This window comes from Pseudomonas sp. ANT_J28 (assembly GCF_008370005.1).
GTDB classification, from domain to species: domain Bacteria; phylum Pseudomonadota; class Gammaproteobacteria; order Pseudomonadales; family Pseudomonadaceae; genus Aquipseudomonas; species Aquipseudomonas frigoris.
Genome location: NZ_VOBM01000018.1, coordinates 37336 through 52000 on the forward strand (window position 1 = coordinate 37336; position 14665 = coordinate 52000).

Annotated in this window: 13 protein-coding genes; 5 read left to right on the forward strand and 8 right to left on the reverse strand. The window is 57.8% G+C overall.

Annotation, left to right across the window (positions count from 1 at the left end; translation table 11 throughout):
- Positions 1-91: 91 nt before the first annotated feature.
- Positions 92-634 carry an oligoribonuclease gene (gene orn / locus FQ187_RS14740; RefSeq protein ID WP_008035288.1) on the reverse strand — a complete coding sequence of 181 codons (543 nt, stop codon included), beginning with the start codon at positions 632-634 and terminating at the stop codon, positions 92-94.
- A gap of 107 nt (positions 635-741) precedes the next feature.
- Here orn and rsgA point away from each other — a divergent pair, with 107 nt between their 5' ends.
- The 4 genes from rsgA (at position 742) to FQ187_RS14765 (ending at position 3840) form a co-directional block, all read left to right on the forward strand.
- Positions 742-1773: a small ribosomal subunit biogenesis GTPase RsgA gene (gene rsgA, locus FQ187_RS14745; protein WP_008153263.1), complete on the forward strand. Its 1032-nt coding sequence runs from the start codon at positions 742-744 to the stop codon at positions 1771-1773.
- A gap of 211 nt (positions 1774-1984) precedes the next feature.
- Complete coding sequence (locus FQ187_RS14755) at positions 1985-2392, forward strand: TIR domain-containing protein (protein ID WP_149630044.1); 408 nt, start codon at positions 1985-1987, stop codon at positions 2390-2392.
- A 3-nt stretch (positions 2393-2395) separates the two neighbouring features.
- Positions 2396-3355, forward strand: a complete 960-nt coding sequence (locus tag FQ187_RS14760; RefSeq protein WP_149630045.1) for a caspase family protein — start codon at positions 2396-2398, stop codon at positions 3353-3355.
- Entirely contained in the window at positions 3355-3840 is a 486-nt protein-coding gene (locus FQ187_RS14765) for a toll/interleukin-1 receptor domain-containing protein (protein WP_149630046.1), read from the forward strand. The genes FQ187_RS14760 and FQ187_RS14765 overlap by 1 nt, the downstream gene beginning before the upstream one ends.
- A 40-nt stretch (positions 3841-3880) precedes the next feature.
- Here the strand turns inward: FQ187_RS14765 and FQ187_RS14770 are convergent, their stop codons facing one another.
- The 7 genes from FQ187_RS14770 to motA all read right to left on the reverse strand — a co-directional run bounded on the left by FQ187_RS14770 (position 3881) and on the right by motA (position 12929).
- Entirely contained in the window at positions 3881-4150 is a 270-nt protein-coding gene (locus FQ187_RS14770) for a hypothetical protein (protein WP_149630047.1), read from the reverse strand.
- A 334-nt stretch (positions 4151-4484) separates the two neighbouring features.
- The gene (locus FQ187_RS30395; RefSeq protein ID WP_256667316.1) at positions 4485-5465 is read right to left on the reverse strand and encodes a hypothetical protein; all 981 of its coding nucleotides are present in this window, start codon (positions 5463-5465) and stop codon (positions 4485-4487) included.
- Positions 5456-8149 carry a toxin VasX gene (locus tag FQ187_RS14780; protein WP_149630048.1) on the reverse strand — a complete coding sequence of 898 codons (2694 nt, stop codon included), beginning with the start codon at positions 8147-8149 and terminating at the stop codon, positions 5456-5458. Before FQ187_RS14780 ends, FQ187_RS30395 begins: the two co-directional genes overlap by 10 nt.
- On the reverse strand, positions 8146-8712 hold the full coding sequence (locus FQ187_RS14785) for a DUF4123 domain-containing protein (RefSeq protein WP_149630049.1): 567 nt from the start codon (positions 8710-8712) through the stop codon (positions 8146-8148). Before FQ187_RS14785 ends, FQ187_RS14780 begins: the two co-directional genes overlap by 4 nt.
- Entirely contained in the window at positions 8709-10802 is a 2094-nt protein-coding gene (tssI, locus tag FQ187_RS14790) for a type VI secretion system tip protein VgrG (protein ID WP_149630050.1), read from the reverse strand. The genes FQ187_RS14785 and tssI overlap by 4 nt, the downstream gene beginning before the upstream one ends.
- 237 nt (positions 10803-11039) lie before the next feature.
- Positions 11040-12074 carry a flagellar motor protein MotB gene (motB, locus tag FQ187_RS14795; RefSeq protein ID WP_149630051.1) on the reverse strand — a complete coding sequence of 345 codons (1035 nt, stop codon included), beginning with the start codon at positions 12072-12074 and terminating at the stop codon, positions 11040-11042.
- Positions 12075-12077: 3 nt separating this feature from the next.
- Positions 12078-12929 carry a flagellar motor stator protein MotA gene (gene motA / locus FQ187_RS14800; protein ID WP_046045709.1) on the reverse strand — a complete coding sequence of 284 codons (852 nt, stop codon included), beginning with the start codon at positions 12927-12929 and terminating at the stop codon, positions 12078-12080.
- A 166-nt stretch (positions 12930-13095) separates the two neighbouring features.
- Here motA and FQ187_RS14805 point away from each other — a divergent pair, with 166 nt between their 5' ends.
- Positions 13096-14634 carry an HDOD domain-containing protein gene (locus tag FQ187_RS14805; protein WP_149630052.1) on the forward strand — a complete coding sequence of 513 codons (1539 nt, stop codon included), beginning with the start codon at positions 13096-13098 and terminating at the stop codon, positions 14632-14634.
- Positions 14635-14665 lie beyond the last annotated feature (31 nt).

Here is a 14665-nt window from a genome sequence, read left to right on the forward strand (position 1 = left end):
GCTGCGATCTTTTGATCTTGTTTTAAAAGCAAAATCAAAAGATCGCAGCCTCGTTTCACTCGACAGCTCCTACAGGGACCGGGTTGCCGGATCAGAACTTGATGAAATGCTTGCGGTAGTGTTGCAGCTCGGCAATCGATTCGCGAATGTCGTCCAGGGCCAGGTGAGTGCTGCCCTTTTTGAAGCTGTCGCGCACGTCCGGCGCCCAGCGTGCGGCCAATTCTTTCAGCGTCGACACGTCAAGGTTGCGGTAGTGGAAGAAGCTTTCCAGGGATTTCATGTGGGTATAAAGGAAGCGACGGTCCTGGCAGATGCTGTTGCCGCAGATCGGCGACTTGCCTTTCGGCACCCATTTTTCCAGGAAGGCAATGGTCTCGGCTTCGGCTTCGGCCATGCTGATGCGGCTGTCGCGAACCCGTTGGGTCAGCCCGGAGCCGCCATGTTGACGGGTGTTCCACTCGTCCATGCCGGCGAGAATTTCGTCGCTGTGGTGGATGGCAATCACCGGGCCTTCGGCCAAAGTGTTCAGGTCACTGTCGGTGACGATGGTGGCCATCTCGATGATGACGTCGGTATCAGGGTTCAGACCGGTCATTTCCAGGTCGATCCAGATCAGATTCTGCGGATTTTGCATGTGTCGGCTCCTAGGCAATGCTGCGCAGTTTAGCCTAGGCCGGTGGCCGGGCGTGCTAAACTCGCGGCCGTTTTACCTAATCGCTGCATTCTTGATACGGAACACCCATGGCCAAACGCCAACTCAATCGTCGTCAAAACTGGCGCATCGAAAAGATTCAGGGCGAACGCGCTGCCCGCGCCGCCAAACGCGAGTCCTCGGCTGTCGAGGCACTTGAGGGTGGCGACCTGGGTCCGGAACAGACCGGCCTGGTGATCGCGCACTTCGGTGTGCAGGTCGAAGTCGAAGCCCTCGATGGCGATTTGGCCGGCCAGGTGTTCCGCTGTCACTTGCGCGCCAACCTGCCGGCGCTGGTGACCGGCGATCAGGTGGTCTGGCGTGCCGGCAACCAGGGCATCGGCGTGATCGTGGCGCAACTGCCGCGTAAAACCGAACTCTGCCGTCCGGACAGCCGTGGTCAGCTCAAACCTGTAGCCGCCAACGTCGACATGATCGTCATCGTCTTCGCGCCGCTGCCCGAGCCTCACGCGAACCTGATCGACCGCTATCTGGTCGCCGCCGAGCACGCAGGGATTCGGCCGCTGCTGTTGCTCAACAAGTTCGACTTGATCGACGAGCAGAACGCCCCGGCGTTGAATGCCTTGCTGGCGGTTTACCGCACGCTGGGTTACCCGGTGCTGGAAGTGTCGGCGCACCACGGCAACGGCATGGAGCAACTGCAAGAACAGCTGGACGGGCGCATCAGCGTGTTCGTCGGCCAATCCGGCGTCGGCAAGTCTTCGTTGGTCAACAGCCTGTTGCCGGAAGTCGAAGCCCGTGTCGGCCCGCTGTCCGAGTTGTCCGGCCAGGGCACTCACACCACCACTACCGCGCGGTTGTTCCACTTCCCCGGTGGCGGTGAGCTGATCGACTCCCCGGGTATCCGCGAATTCGGCCTGGGCCACGTCAGCCGTGCCGACGTCGAAGCCGGCTTCATCGAGTTCAACGACCTGATCGGCACCTGCCGCTTCCGCGACTGCAAGCACGACCGCGAGCCGGGTTGCGCCCTGCTCAAGGCCCTGGAAGAGGGTCGCGTGCAGCAGCAACGGATGAACAGCTACCGCTCGATCATCGCCAGTTTGCCGGAAACCAGCTACTAAACAGACACTCCAGCCGCTCCGATGCAAACGGGGCGGCGGGCTGTTCGTTGCGACCTGCAAATCCCCCGCCTTTTAAACGTCAGACATCTCTGTAGGACATTTGCGCGCCTGTTTGAAGGACCCGTCTCTTTAACCGCGCAGGCCTTGTTGCTGCCATCCAAGTGCATACATTCAAGCCCTCTTCGCATTCCGGCGATACCGAGGGACATCCATGCAAACCTATCATTTGTTCATCAGCCACTCGTGGAGCTACCCCCACGCCCACGACAACCTCGTGCGGCTGCTCAACGCCAAACCCGGCTTCACGTTCAAAAATTTTTCAGTGCCGCCGGACAACCCGATCATCGGCGCGCAGACCGACAAACAACTGGAAACAGCTATCGAAAACAAGATCCGGCCCTGCTCGGCAGTGCTGATCATGGCGGGGATGTATTCGACCTACAGCAAGTGGATCAACAAGGAAATCGAGATCGCCAAACGAATGGACAAGGTGATCATTGCGGTCAAACCATTTGGTGCGGAGCGGATTTCTACTGTAGTACGCCAGGCCGCACATGCCGAATGCGCCTGGAACACCAACAGCATCATCAGTGCCATTCGCACTCACGCGGCGGGTTGAACCATGCGCAAGGGATTGTTCATCGGGATAAACCATTACGCCCACGTCTCTCCATTGAGCGGATGCAATAACGACGCGATGGCCATGGCCTCGGTGCTGGAGCGTCACGCCAACGGGCGGCCGAACTTCAGCAGCAAGGTGCTGACCTCAGCCGAAGATGACCTTTCGCTGACGGCCATGAAGCAGCATATCCAAAGCCTGTTTTCCGGCGATTGTGATGTGGCGCTGCTGTACTTCGCTGGCCACGGTCAGTTTGATACCAGCATCGACGAAGGCTTGCTCATCCCCCAGGACTTCGGACACGGCGTAGAAGGCATACGCATCAGCGATATTTTGAACTGGGCGGACAACGCCCCCCACATCAAGAACAAAATCATCATTCTTGATTGCTGCCAGGCTGGCGCGGCAGCGGCCATGCGCGGGTTGCGCGGCGGCAGTAGTATGATCGGCGAAGGCATGACTATCCTGACGGCCTGCAAAAAAGAACAGGTCGCGCTGGAAGGTGGTGGTCACGGTGTCTTTACCGGGCTGTTGCTACAAGCACTGCACGGCGGGGCTGCCAATGTACTGGGCAAGGTCACTCCCGGCAGCGTGTATTCGTTTGTCGACAATGCGCTGGGAGCGTGGGAACAACGGCCGGTGTTCAAAACCAACGTCTCGCAATTTGTCCCCTTGCGCGAAGTCACGCCCCTGATCGCCGAAGAGACCCTGCGCAAACTCAAGGACTGGTTCCCGGAACCCAGCCATGTCTTTGCGCTGGACCCCAGCTACGAACCTACGGAAGCCGCGTTCGACCCGGACCACGGCGAAGTCTTCGCCCAGTTGCAAAAGTGCAATCGCCACAGCCTGATCGAACCGGTGGACGCCGAGCACATGTACTACGCCGCCATCCATTCCACCGGCTGCCGCCTCACCGCCCTCGGCGCCTATTACCGCGAACTCGCGATCAAGGGACATTTCTGATGCCTGTATTTATCAGTTACCGCCACACCGACCGCGTCCAGGCGATGGCCATCAATGCGCGCCTGAAACTGGCGAACATCAAGACCTATCTCGACGTGTTGGACACAGAATCCCAGCAAACCGACGACATTACAGCCGTCATCACCCGCAACATTACCGAATGCACGCACTTGCTGGCGGTGGTTTCGCAGGAGACCGCCATGTCCTGGTGGGTGCCGTTCGAAATCGGCGAGGCAACCATCAGTGATCGCAGGATCTGCTCTTACAAGATCGGTTCCAGCGCGCTGCCGCTGTACCTCGATAAATGGCCGAAGCTGAGTGGTGATACCGATCTCGACTTTTTCATCGATGCCTACCGCAAAGAGGCCATGTCGGAGCGCTCGTTAGGAATGGAGTCCTTCAGCGAATCCATTCGAGGCACCTACAAGAGTGATGCCGATCTGTTCCATGACCAGCTCAAGAACCGCATTCGTCGCGGTTACTGACAGGCACAAAAAAGCCGCGATGATCGCGGCTTTCTGATCTTCAGAGTACGGCTTTTTCCAGCTTCCAGCCCAAGGCATCCAAGGCGTCACAACCGTCTTGGATCAACATATGCGCAGCGTTGGCGAAATGCTCCAGGTCGTGTCCTTCGGCGTCTTTGACGCACAGGCAGGTGACGCTGTTAAGCAGATTTCGCGCGGCTTTGAGTCGGTGAACGGCGGTTTCAAGAAGATCGGAAGCGCGGGCTTCGGTGTCGATGTACAGCGTCGGGCCGACGCTGAAGTTGCCTTGGAGCGGGTGGTATTTGGACATGGCTTGAATCTCATCTGATAGGCGAAACTCCCACCCTTTCGCGGCTAAACGAATTGGGGTGGTAGCTGTACGCGGGTTAGCCGACCGGACAGATGAACCCGGCACACCCGAAGGTGTCCCACGCACAGCCACCATAGACATGTAGATGCCAGGCAGCAAAAAGCGCCACGATTATACGGGCGCTTGTGCATCATCTGTAACGACCGGCTAAAGTCGATCACCGATTCGTCGGCGACGGGCAAACTATAGGTGAGCCTCCAGCGAAGTGAAACCCGGTTTATGCGTCTCGGAGTCGTCCTACACCTTTCTCGGAAATGCCTCTTTCTTTGATTTTTTACCGCTCATAGGGGATAGATCCACCTTCTTTCGGTACGCCATAACCCTGCTCGTGTTCCAGATCGACAAGCCGAGTGGTAGGGCCATTGGCTTGAAGGCGGTCAGTGACAATCTTTGGCCATAGGTTGCGGGAGCGGCGTTTAGCAAGACTGTAGGTGAGTTCTTGAATTCGGTCCTGCGGGTAGAGCAGTGGCTCGAGTATCAGTTTTGCAACATCGCTGGCGCCTAAGTAGTTTTTTCCACCCGCGTCGTTCTTCGCCTGTTTTAACTGCGCCAGTGTTTGCTTGAAGCTGTCGCTCATTTTGAATCGCACGGCCAACTGGCTTTTTACAAACGCATCCGACTCACTGTGGTTACCGTGCTCATCGAAATAAGGGCCATTGTTCATATAGGAGCGAATGTACTCCCAAAAACCTTTTTGCATCGCCAGTGACTTGCCGAAGGGTGGACCAAGGCTGACCATCAGCGCCGTTGCCGGATCTTCAAACTTCCACATGCGAATTTCCAACGAAGCGTTTTGCATGCCACCGATTTGAGTGCCTACCAGTTGAAACTCATTGGCAACGGCTGAAATGCCATCCCACGGGGCGTGGTACAGGTCGCCGTCGTGATCGAAATACACTTCACGGGTGCGGCGGTTAAACAAAATTGGAAGAGGTAATGGACGAAGGACTTCCCATAGGAACGGCACCAAAAACATCGGCAAACCAATTCCAAGCATTATGTACAGCCCCTTCAGTTCGGCGCTTTGAATAAGACTGTAAATTCCTACGGCTATACAACCAATGAAAACCCACCCACAGAGCCCGGCCATTGCCCCTCTATCAAATTCACCTCCTGTTTGTAACGCCAAGTAATGCTCGGTGTGCTCATCGGTAATAAACAGCTCCATCGGCTGTTCACCAGTCGGTTTGTCCGCTGCCAGCATGACTGTGGGGGTAGCACTGTGGCGATGTGCCTCTTGCGTACTCATATCCATGCTCGCTCCATGATTTTTACCGCGGGTAGCGTCAGCCCATCTTGTGGGGAATAGATCAATTCTCCCTCAATACACTTCAAGTCCCTTACTCCATCCTCATGGTAAACACGGCGGTAAGGAGTAATGCCGGCGGATACAGGAATACGGGTACCGCTGTGTCTAGCAAAGTCTTTGCCCGTCCATTCAACCTTTTTGATCTGATCGGAATGATAGCCGAGTGTATCGCCCCAGACTTCGACACCCTTGAAGTGAATCATGGCGTCGGTCAGTTGCACATTTTCTCCCGGCAGTTTCAGCATTAGGTAGGTGGAGGTTACTTGTCCTTGATAGGGATGCATTTCTGCCAACCGGCAGGCGTCAAAGCTGATGGGAAACAGAACTGGGTACAGCTTATCCATGGACAGCGCATAGTCGTGGGACCAGGTGTCGTCGGGACGTATGCCGAAACGGCTGCTCTTCACCCATTTTTCTAGCGACGAGTCAGTCGTATAAAGACGGGCGATAACTCCGCCCACAATTAAAACGGCTAAACCCAATAACTTGGCTCCCAAATGGGGCACCACGTTGACTCCTCTGGCAATAGTCGCCACATCCCCTGCGATTACAGCAGCCCGCGCGACTCGTAGTGCCCGGAAGGCCTGGACCTGGAGCTTGATACTGGCCAGCGAAGCACCTGCTACCGTCAAATTCGCGGCCATCGTGTCGAAATCGCCCGCTTTGTAGGCCTCAAAGGCGTCAATCCCATAAAGCACGACGTCGAACGCCAGAAAGAGGCCTTGCGCCAAAGCAGCAGCTGCAGCGCGCCCCAAAGCCTTGACCAAAAGTAGTCGTGATGAAATTGAGACGCTACCGCTTTGGCGGACGGCTGATTCCCAATCAACCTCGGCCACCCTCTGAAGCACGGCGGCTGTTGCAGCACCAACACCAACCAGAGCCCCTGCGACACCGAATCCACCTTTGGCTGTTAAATGGCCGGCAAACTGCTCCGTAGCCCAAACAAAATTCACCCCCGCCACCAACGTTACAATCGATTTGATCGGCGCTTTACTGAGCGCGCCTTTCAAATCAAACAAACCACTCAGCTCAACCCCCGCCGCCAGATTCGCCGGTAATGGTGGCAGCTTGGTGCTGGCCGGGACCAAATGCATGAACGGAATACCATCAGCCACTCCGCTAGCCAGTGGTGCGACATTTAATTGAGCAGGCACCGCAGGCCGCGTCCCCATTAGATCGCTGTACCACTCGCCTAACTGACGCGATGTGACACCCGAGGTCTGGATGCGCTGATCGCTACGGGCTAGTGCTGCCGCCATGTACAAACGCCCAGCCGCACCACTGGCATTTTCACTCTGATGCAATTGCAGCCCAGCCACCGGGGCTATGGACAGAAACAAAGCCTCAACGCTTGAGGCCGGCTTGTGTTGCTTCAGTTTGTCGGCGGTTTTGTTCAGCGCATCAGCATAACCAAAGGCTCTGGCAAGTTTGCTGGCGCCCTCTTGAACAGCAGCCTGGTTATCTCGGGCCACATCACTGAAGTCCACAAGGTATTTGATTTCGCCAACACCCAGCCGTGACGGCAACCCAAGCAATGCCCAAAGCAACCATGGCTTACCGGCCTTGTCACCTTCAAGACTGAGGGTAATGGCCTCGGCCCCGACACTGGTGCTGGCCGGCCCCAGGCAGGCTTCGGCGAAATGCAATTCCAGTGCCTCACGCGCCATCGACTGAGTGATGTCGAAATGGCCGCAAGCCGTGTCCATGCTCGACGGTCCAGCCAATTGCAGGGTGTTGAACCACGCCACCCAGAGTTGGGCCAGACGCCGCGTGTCGGCGGTATACCGGTCGTTCTGGGTTTCTTGATCTTTCCACGCCCGCTGAAGTTCGTCATAGCGAGTGATGGACGGCAACTGTGCCTTCAGTTGGCGGTCGCCTTCGCTCAGTGACTTGATGACACTGGCCATCGCCCACGTTTCAGCGTGATGTTCCTGGTAACTGTCGAATGCTTCTTTACGGACACGCATCAATGCGGCGAGGTCGAGCAGCACGCCCCATGCATCATCTATGACGGCGAAGGTCTGCTGTTCGCAACGCCCCATCTGTTTGAGCACTTTCAACCAGTCGGGTGCGTGCTCCGTTTCGGGCTCCGCGCTCCAGCCATAGCTCGTCGCATCGGTGTATTCGCCAATCTGCTTGGTGACGGTGTCGACCTTGCCACTGAACGGCGCAACACCCGGCACAAAACTGCGCATGATGCGCTGACGCACCGCGGGGTCTTTTCTGGCGGCCTGGTATTGCGCCTCACTCCAGCGAACGGGCGACCAGACCAATCCGGCAGGGTCGCCAGCTCTTAACACCAGATGCGGTTTGACCCGGGTGTCGATCACCCTGCCCGCACGCGGGGTTTGGGTGAGCTGAGCTTTTTCGACCTGATACTCCACCAACTTGGGTGGGCTGCTCTCCCAGACGTAGAGCCAACCGTCGCGCAACAAACGCGAGGTGTAATTGAGCGCGTGCCCGGTCAAGTCAGGATGACGAGGCCCCAACTCGGGAAACGAGCCGCTCAACGCTGGCAAGTCGTAGGCATCGCTATCGACAGCGACGGTTGGGCCGAGGGCGTATCGCAGGGGCAAAACGGCAGCGAACAGCGGGCAGGTTCCAACGCGGATTTTATTCTTGGCACTCATGGTTTTTTCTCCGGGTTGGCGGGAAGGCTCAGCGCATGCAGAAGCGGCTCAGGCAAGGTAATTTGCGCGGCCAGACCTTTATTGGCCGGTGCTGAGTCGAATTCCGGCGCTTCGTTTTCCCAAGCGCACACTGGCGCGTTGCCATGGCGTAGCCAGACGCTTTCCACACCAAACCAAAAGCCTGCTGGCCATTGCGCTCCCGCTAAACAGGCGCGTCGCAGAACCGAGCCATCCGCAAGGCGCAACCACAGCTCTCGCTGGTATTCATCAAAAATGCGCAAGCGACGTTGCAGGATCGGGAGCAATTGCTGAATGCTCAGGGGAGAAGCTAGCCAAACACCGTGTTGCAAGTCGGTGCCGCCCCACCACGCGGCATAGGCTGCGCTGCCAATCGAGGCATTCAGCAGAAAAGGCCCTGCTGCGCTGATCGGCTCATAAGCGGTCCCCTTGAATAGCGACTGAGGAGAATCTGCGGCGTAGTGCTCGTTAAGCCAATCGATAGCGCCTTCGTACTGGGCGCCATCAAGCAGGAGCAATCCTTTGTTCGGGACGACCGGGGTCATACTTCACCCCTCTGTGCTTCCTGGGTTTCCTGGGCGACGGTGCATACCGGGCAAATGCCGGAATCGGCCTCACGAAAGACGATGTTCTGTTTGAGTAGCGCTTCCATGGGAAGGGTGTCGATAACCACAGCTTCGGCGGCTTGGGGAGCTGCTGACAGTGCCGCCTGCCCGGGTAGGCCAGTTAGCGGTGAACCACCCACGACAATGGCCACGCTGCTGAATATCCCGCTTGCGTTGATGATGATGTGGTGACCGCCACATTCCCACGTCAAGCTCTGGTCACCCTTTATCACCACATTGGCGGCAGTGACATGAGCGTGCGGTCCAGCCTGAATCACGAGCGTGCCATCCGCTGTTGTGCTGCTGTTGCCGGTGATAGAGATCACCTCGTTGCCGCCGATCACTGTGTTGCGAGCACCTTGGGTGGTGTGCAATTCGTCGCCCTTGATCAGGCTAGTGCTGTGGTTGTCCACCTGTTCGAAGCGGTCGTTACCGATCAGGCTGTGGCTGTCGCGGGTGATCTGTTCGCGGCGGTCGTTGCCAATCTTGGTGTCGCTGTCGTTGAGGATCAGTTGGTCGAGGTCGCGTTCGGCGCGCAGGTAGATTTTTTCCTGCCCGGCGCGGTCTTCAATCGACAGTTCGTTGTAACCGCCTGTTTTCGGGGAACTGTAGCTGCGCAATACGGTTTTGGTTTTGTGCTCGGGCAAGGGGTATGGCACCGCATTGACCTTGTTCGGCACGCACCCGGTAATGAGCGGATTATCGGGATTGCCGTCCAGAAAAGTGACGGCGACTTCCATGCCGATACGCGGAATGGTCACCGCGCCAAAATTTTTACCTGCCCAGTTGGTCGATACCCGCAGCCAGCAACTGCTTTTTTCACTGTTGAGTTCGGCCCTGTCCCAATGAAATTCGACTTTGACGCGACCATACTCATCGCAATAGATCTCCTCGCCGACCGGTCCGGTCACACGGGCAGTCTGGCTGACCAGCAGCGTTTTTCTTGTACGCATCGGCGGCCGGTAAAACACGTCCCACGGAATGACGCTGAAGCTGTTGCAATAGCCCTGGGTAAAGCCGTCTTCAGGTTTGACGTCGCTGGTGATGGCCTCTTCCAGTGACTGAGGCTGTTTTCCAGCGTGTGTCACGTTGAGCAATAACCACAAATCGTTGCAGCCTTCGCGCGGATGCTCTGTCAAGTCGAACAAGTGACCGCAGCGCAGAGTCGGCTGATCGCTGTTGCCCTCGACCAACTGGTAATCGGCACGGTGACGCTCCAAGGCCTGGCGAGCGAGTTGTTTGCCGCGTTTTTCGTTCTCGATCAATGCGGGGTAGCGATAGTCTTCGAGCTCAGGGCTGAACTCGGCAGTGAAGCGGCTTTCCAGCAACAGACTCGGGCGTTGAAAGTCGTAGTGCCGACGCGTTGTCGTGCTGGTTCGGCTGCGAAAACCCGTGGAAAACTGGCTGACGACCGGGTTGTCCGCCACCATGCCGGAGTCTTGTTGGTAAGGGGTTTCGCCCAGTTTGGGGAACCAGGTCTGGTCGTCGGTGAACACCAGCACATGACCGTCTGCCGAATGCTGGTGATGCCATGCGATGCCGTCCTCGGCGCACAGGCGCTGGACTAGCTCGAAATCGCTTTCCCCATATTGCGTGCAGTATTCGCGCTCGGGGCTGGTGCTGACATGGAACGCAAACGCATCGGCCTGAATGCCGTGACCTTTGAGCACCTGAGCAATAATTTGCGGCACCGTCAGGTTCTGGAAAATCCGTTGGTCGTAGCTGAACTGCAAGTAGTGCAGCGTCGGTACAAGGGTCAGGTGATAACGGGTCAGGCGTTTACCGGGTTCACCGACGAACACCTCTTCGATATGGCCATGAAGGCCTTCGCCGTTAAGACCGAACTGGAGGAATGCAGGTTGGCTGAGCAGACTCTCCAGATCGAAATCAGGATTTTCGCTGACCAGTTCAACCTGGATCGCATACAAAGCACTGATGGCCTCAACACCGTCAAAGGCGAGGACTTTGAAATCGTTACGAACAGTGGGAATGTGCAGCGCGAAGTGCGCCGTATTGGCCGATCCGAACATACGCTTATCCTTAAGCAAAGAGGAGATGAAGCGCGATGTCCAAACCGTCCATGGTCTGTGCACGCGAAATTGGCGAGCACCCTACCAAGGGGATTATCGGATAGATGTAGGAACGGTCCCCAACCCACGAAGGACGTTTCCCAACGGGGGATCGGCGCTCAATGAACCGCAGGCAATCTCCCGACGCACAAACGACAGGCACAAAAAAGCCGACATCACTGTCGGCTTTTTCATGGGTCACTGCTTGGGCGGCTCACCCGGTTTCGGTGCCGGATTATCAAACAGATTCAACCGCTCGCGAAGCTCATGCGCCGGCAACGGTTCTTTATCCGCCGGCAACGCATTCGGATCGACTGGCGTGGCGGGCACTTCGCCCGGGCCGCCCTGCCCTTGCGTCGGCGTTGGTTCTGAAGCCGGCTCCGCACCTTGCGAACCTTCGATGGCACGCTGGGCTTTCTTGGTCAGCACAATAATGTCGATACGGCGATTGACCGGATTGAACGGGTGCTCGCGATCGAACAACGCCGACGAGGCATAACCGACGACCCGCGCCACCTGTGCATCAGGATAGCTGCCAGCGATCAGCGCACGACGTGCCGCGTTGGCACGGTTGGCCGAGAGCTCCCAGTTACCAAAGTCACCGGTGCCCGTGTACGGCTTGGCATCGGTGTGGCCGCTGATGCTGATCTTGTTCGGCACCGCTTTGATGGTGTCAGCCATGGCCAGCAGGATGTCTTCGAAGTACGGCTTCAGACGGGCACTGCCGGAGTCGAACATCGGCCGATTTTCGGCGTCCACGATCTGGATGCGCAAACCGTCCGGCGTGATCTCGAACAGGATCTGGTCTTTGAATTTCTTGAGTTGCGGGTTCTCTTCGACCTTGTTCTGCAGTTCTTGCAGCAACAGTTCGAGACGTTCCTTCTCGACCTGTTCGGCCATGCCTTCAACCTGCTCGGCGTCGATGGTCACCTTGTCTGGCTGCGGCTGAGATTTCACCTCGGGGTTGAGGGTGTTCTCCGGCGCCAGGGTCGGCGTGCCGCCCAGATCGATGATGTACGGCGTGCCGCTTTCGGAAAAGCCGACCGGGTCCTTGAAGTAACCGGCGATGGCGATCTTCTGTTCGGGTGTTGCGGTGGACAGCAGCCACAGCACCAGGAAGAACGCCATCATCGCCGTCGCGAAGTCCGCGAAGGCGATTTTCCAGGCGCCCCCGTGATGCCCGCCGGCGATGCGCTTGACGCGCTTGATGATTATCGGCTGGTTATTTTCCATGACTTAACGACCGCGAACCGCTTGTTCCAGCTCAGCAAAGCTAGGACGGTGCGCCGGGTACAGAACCTTGCGACCGAACTCTACCGCCAGCGATGGCGGCATACCGGAAGCCGAAGCGACCAGCGAGGCCTTGATGGCTTCGTAGACGTTGAGTTCTTCCTTGGCATCGTGAGCCAGGGAGTGGGCCAGCGGACCGAAGAAACCGTACGCCGCGAGAATACCGAAGAAGGTACCGACGAGGGCCGCACCGACGTGCAGGCCGATGGATTTCTGATCGCCCTCACCCAGGGAAGCCATGGTCACCACGATACCGAGTACCGCCGCGACGATACCGAAACCAGGCATGGCGTCGGCAATGCCGTTTACCGCGTGGGACGGATGCTCGAGGTCTTCCTTGAGGCTGTAAAGCTCCATGTCGAACAGGCCTTCAAGCTCATGGGGAGCCATGTTGCCGGAGGACATGATGCGCAGGTAATCACAGATGAACGCGGTCATGCGTTCGTCTTTGAGCACAGCCGGGTACTTGGCGAAAATCGGGCTCGCAGCGGCATCTTCGATGTCGCCTTCGATTGCCATCATGCCTTCGCGGCGGCTCTTGTTGAGGATCTCGTAGATCAGGCCCAGCACTTCCAGATAGAACGTGTGGTTGAAGCGCGAACTGAACATGCCCAAGGACTTCTTGAGCACGTGCATCGTCATGTAACCGGGGTTGGCCTGCAGGAATGCACCAAGGGCCGCACCACCGATAATCATCACCTCGAAGGGCTGGATCAGGGCGGCAATTTTGCCGTGGGAGAGCACGTATCCGCCGAGCACGCTCGCGAATACGACGATGATGCCGATTATTTTAGCCATAGGTAGGAGAGCACTTACTGAGTCGGGTTCAAGGTCATATTCGGAAGTTAAAAAATCTCTTCTTCTACTTATCGGCAAAACTGCGCCAGACTATAGCCAGTTCAGGCGAAAAGCCAATTTGGCCCGCTCCGGGCATAGGTAATGCAGACGGTGATCGCGTCCAACCATGGCTAACGAAACGAACGTTCCAACTCCAAAACCAACCACTCTCGAAGGCTGGGTCAAGCTTCTCGATGGCGTGCGCCTGCCGGTTCCGCAAGCCAGTCATGACCGTGTCTGCAAGGCCATCGCCAACAGCCGCAGCTCCCTGCGCGATATCGCCGAACTGATACAGGACAGCCCGGCGCTGGCCTTGAGCGTGATTCGCGAAGCCAATCGCCACACCCATGGCAGCATGACCGAGCCTGCGGAAAACCTTGAGGTGGCGATCAATCGCCTCGGTTTGAAGCGCACCGAAGAATTGCTCGCCCGCCTGCCTGCCGAACCTCAATCCGAAATCCCGGTTGCCCTGCGTCAATTGCAGCTGATCAGCCAGCACGCGACCCAACAGGCCAACGGTTTTTTCGCCAGTCGCCTGGCGCGGCTGTGGCAGGACATCCACTGGGGCAGCCTGCTGTTTCTCTCGCCGCTTTGGCCGATGGCGTTGACCCATCCGCAGTTGCTCGAAGAGTGGGAGCTGCGGGTCATGCACAAAGGCGAGTCGGCGCGCAAAGTCGAAAAGCAATTGTTCGGCGCTCGCCTGCTGGAAATCTGCCTGGCGCTCGTGGACATCTGGCGCCTGCCGATCTGGGTGCAGCAGGGGTATCGGCTGCTGCTCAACGAGCAACGTGAGCTGGTGAAAGTGCTGCGCATCGCGCGCGACAGCGATCATCCATTACGCCAGCAGAACCGCCTCGATGACGATCCGACCCTGCGCCGCTGGCTCAATCAACCGGCCAATACGGTGCTGCTGGCCAACGGTCTGGCGCTGTCGGCGCAACAGGCCTGGGACAGTCCACACAGTGAGCGCTGGCAGTACCTGACCAGTCTTTACCTGCAAATGCCGATGGATGAAGTGCAGCAGCAGTTGCACCAACAGGCCGCCAACAGCGCCCGTCATCATGCGATGCCAGACCTTTGGCACCCGGCCGTTTCACTGATCTGGCCGTGGGGCATGAACCGCGTTCACGCCGGCTTGCTGCCGGCCCCGGCACCGACTGCCGAAGACCTGGCGAAATGGCGCAGACAGTGTGCCGAGTTGCTGGTCGAGCCCAGTCGTTTCACCAATGCCATGCACTTGACCACCTCTGCCCGGGACGCTTTGGTCGCGTGCGGCATGCGTCGGGTGATGATCCTGATGGCCGACCGCACCCATGACAATCTGCGAGTGCACCAGACGGCCGGGCTGTCAAAAGAAGTGGCCGGTCTGAACTTCGTCGTCAGCCAGAGCACCGTGCTGCAACGCCTGCTCTCGCAGCAGGCCCAGGTACGCCTGACGCCGACCAACAACGCACAATTTTCCGCCCTGTTACCGGCCAGCCTGCGCTCACAGTTCGGCGGCGAACACTTGCTGCTGCGTTCACTGGTCAATAATGGTCGGGTGATCATGATTGTGGTGGCGGATCAGAGCGGCGGGCCGTTCTCTGAAATCACCGTGCAAGCCTTCGGCAAAACCGCGCAGTGCATCGAAAAGGCACTGCACAGCTTTAGCCACCGCGGCCAATGACGCTGCGCTACAATCCTCCCCTTTGTGTTCT

Coding starts and splice junctions, on each gene's coding strand:
- FQ187_RS14780 (WP_149630048.1), bottom strand. CDS start 8,149: ATGAGTGCCAAGAATAAAATCCGCGTTGGAACCTGCCCGCTGTTCGCT.
- FQ187_RS30395 (WP_256667316.1), bottom strand. CDS start 5,465: ATGGATATGAGTACGCAAGAGGCACATCGCCACAGTGCTACCCCCACA.
- FQ187_RS14805 (WP_149630052.1), top strand. CDS start 13,096: ATGGCTAACGAAACGAACGTTCCAACTCCAAAACCAACCACTCTCGAA.
- FQ187_RS14765 (WP_149630046.1), top strand. CDS start 3,355: ATGCCTGTATTTATCAGTTACCGCCACACCGACCGCGTCCAGGCGATG.
- FQ187_RS14760 (WP_149630045.1), top strand. CDS start 2,396: ATGCGCAAGGGATTGTTCATCGGGATAAACCATTACGCCCACGTCTCT.
- FQ187_RS14785 (WP_149630049.1), bottom strand. CDS start 8,712: ATGACCCCGGTCGTCCCGAACAAAGGATTGCTCCTGCTTGATGGCGCC.
- motA (WP_046045709.1), bottom strand. CDS start 12,929: ATGGCTAAAATAATCGGCATCATCGTCGTATTCGCGAGCGTGCTCGGC.
- orn (WP_008035288.1), bottom strand. CDS start 634: ATGCAAAATCCGCAGAATCTGATCTGGATCGACCTGGAAATGACCGGT.
- FQ187_RS14770 (WP_149630047.1), bottom strand. CDS start 4,150: ATGTCCAAATACCACCCGCTCCAAGGCAACTTCAGCGTCGGCCCGACG.
- tssI (WP_149630050.1), bottom strand. CDS start 10,802: ATGTTCGGATCGGCCAATACGGCGCACTTCGCGCTGCACATTCCCACT.
- FQ187_RS14755 (WP_149630044.1), top strand. CDS start 1,985: ATGCAAACCTATCATTTGTTCATCAGCCACTCGTGGAGCTACCCCCAC.
- rsgA (WP_008153263.1), top strand. CDS start 742: ATGGCCAAACGCCAACTCAATCGTCGTCAAAACTGGCGCATCGAAAAG.
- motB (WP_149630051.1), bottom strand. CDS start 12,074: ATGGAAAATAACCAGCCGATAATCATCAAGCGCGTCAAGCGCATCGCC.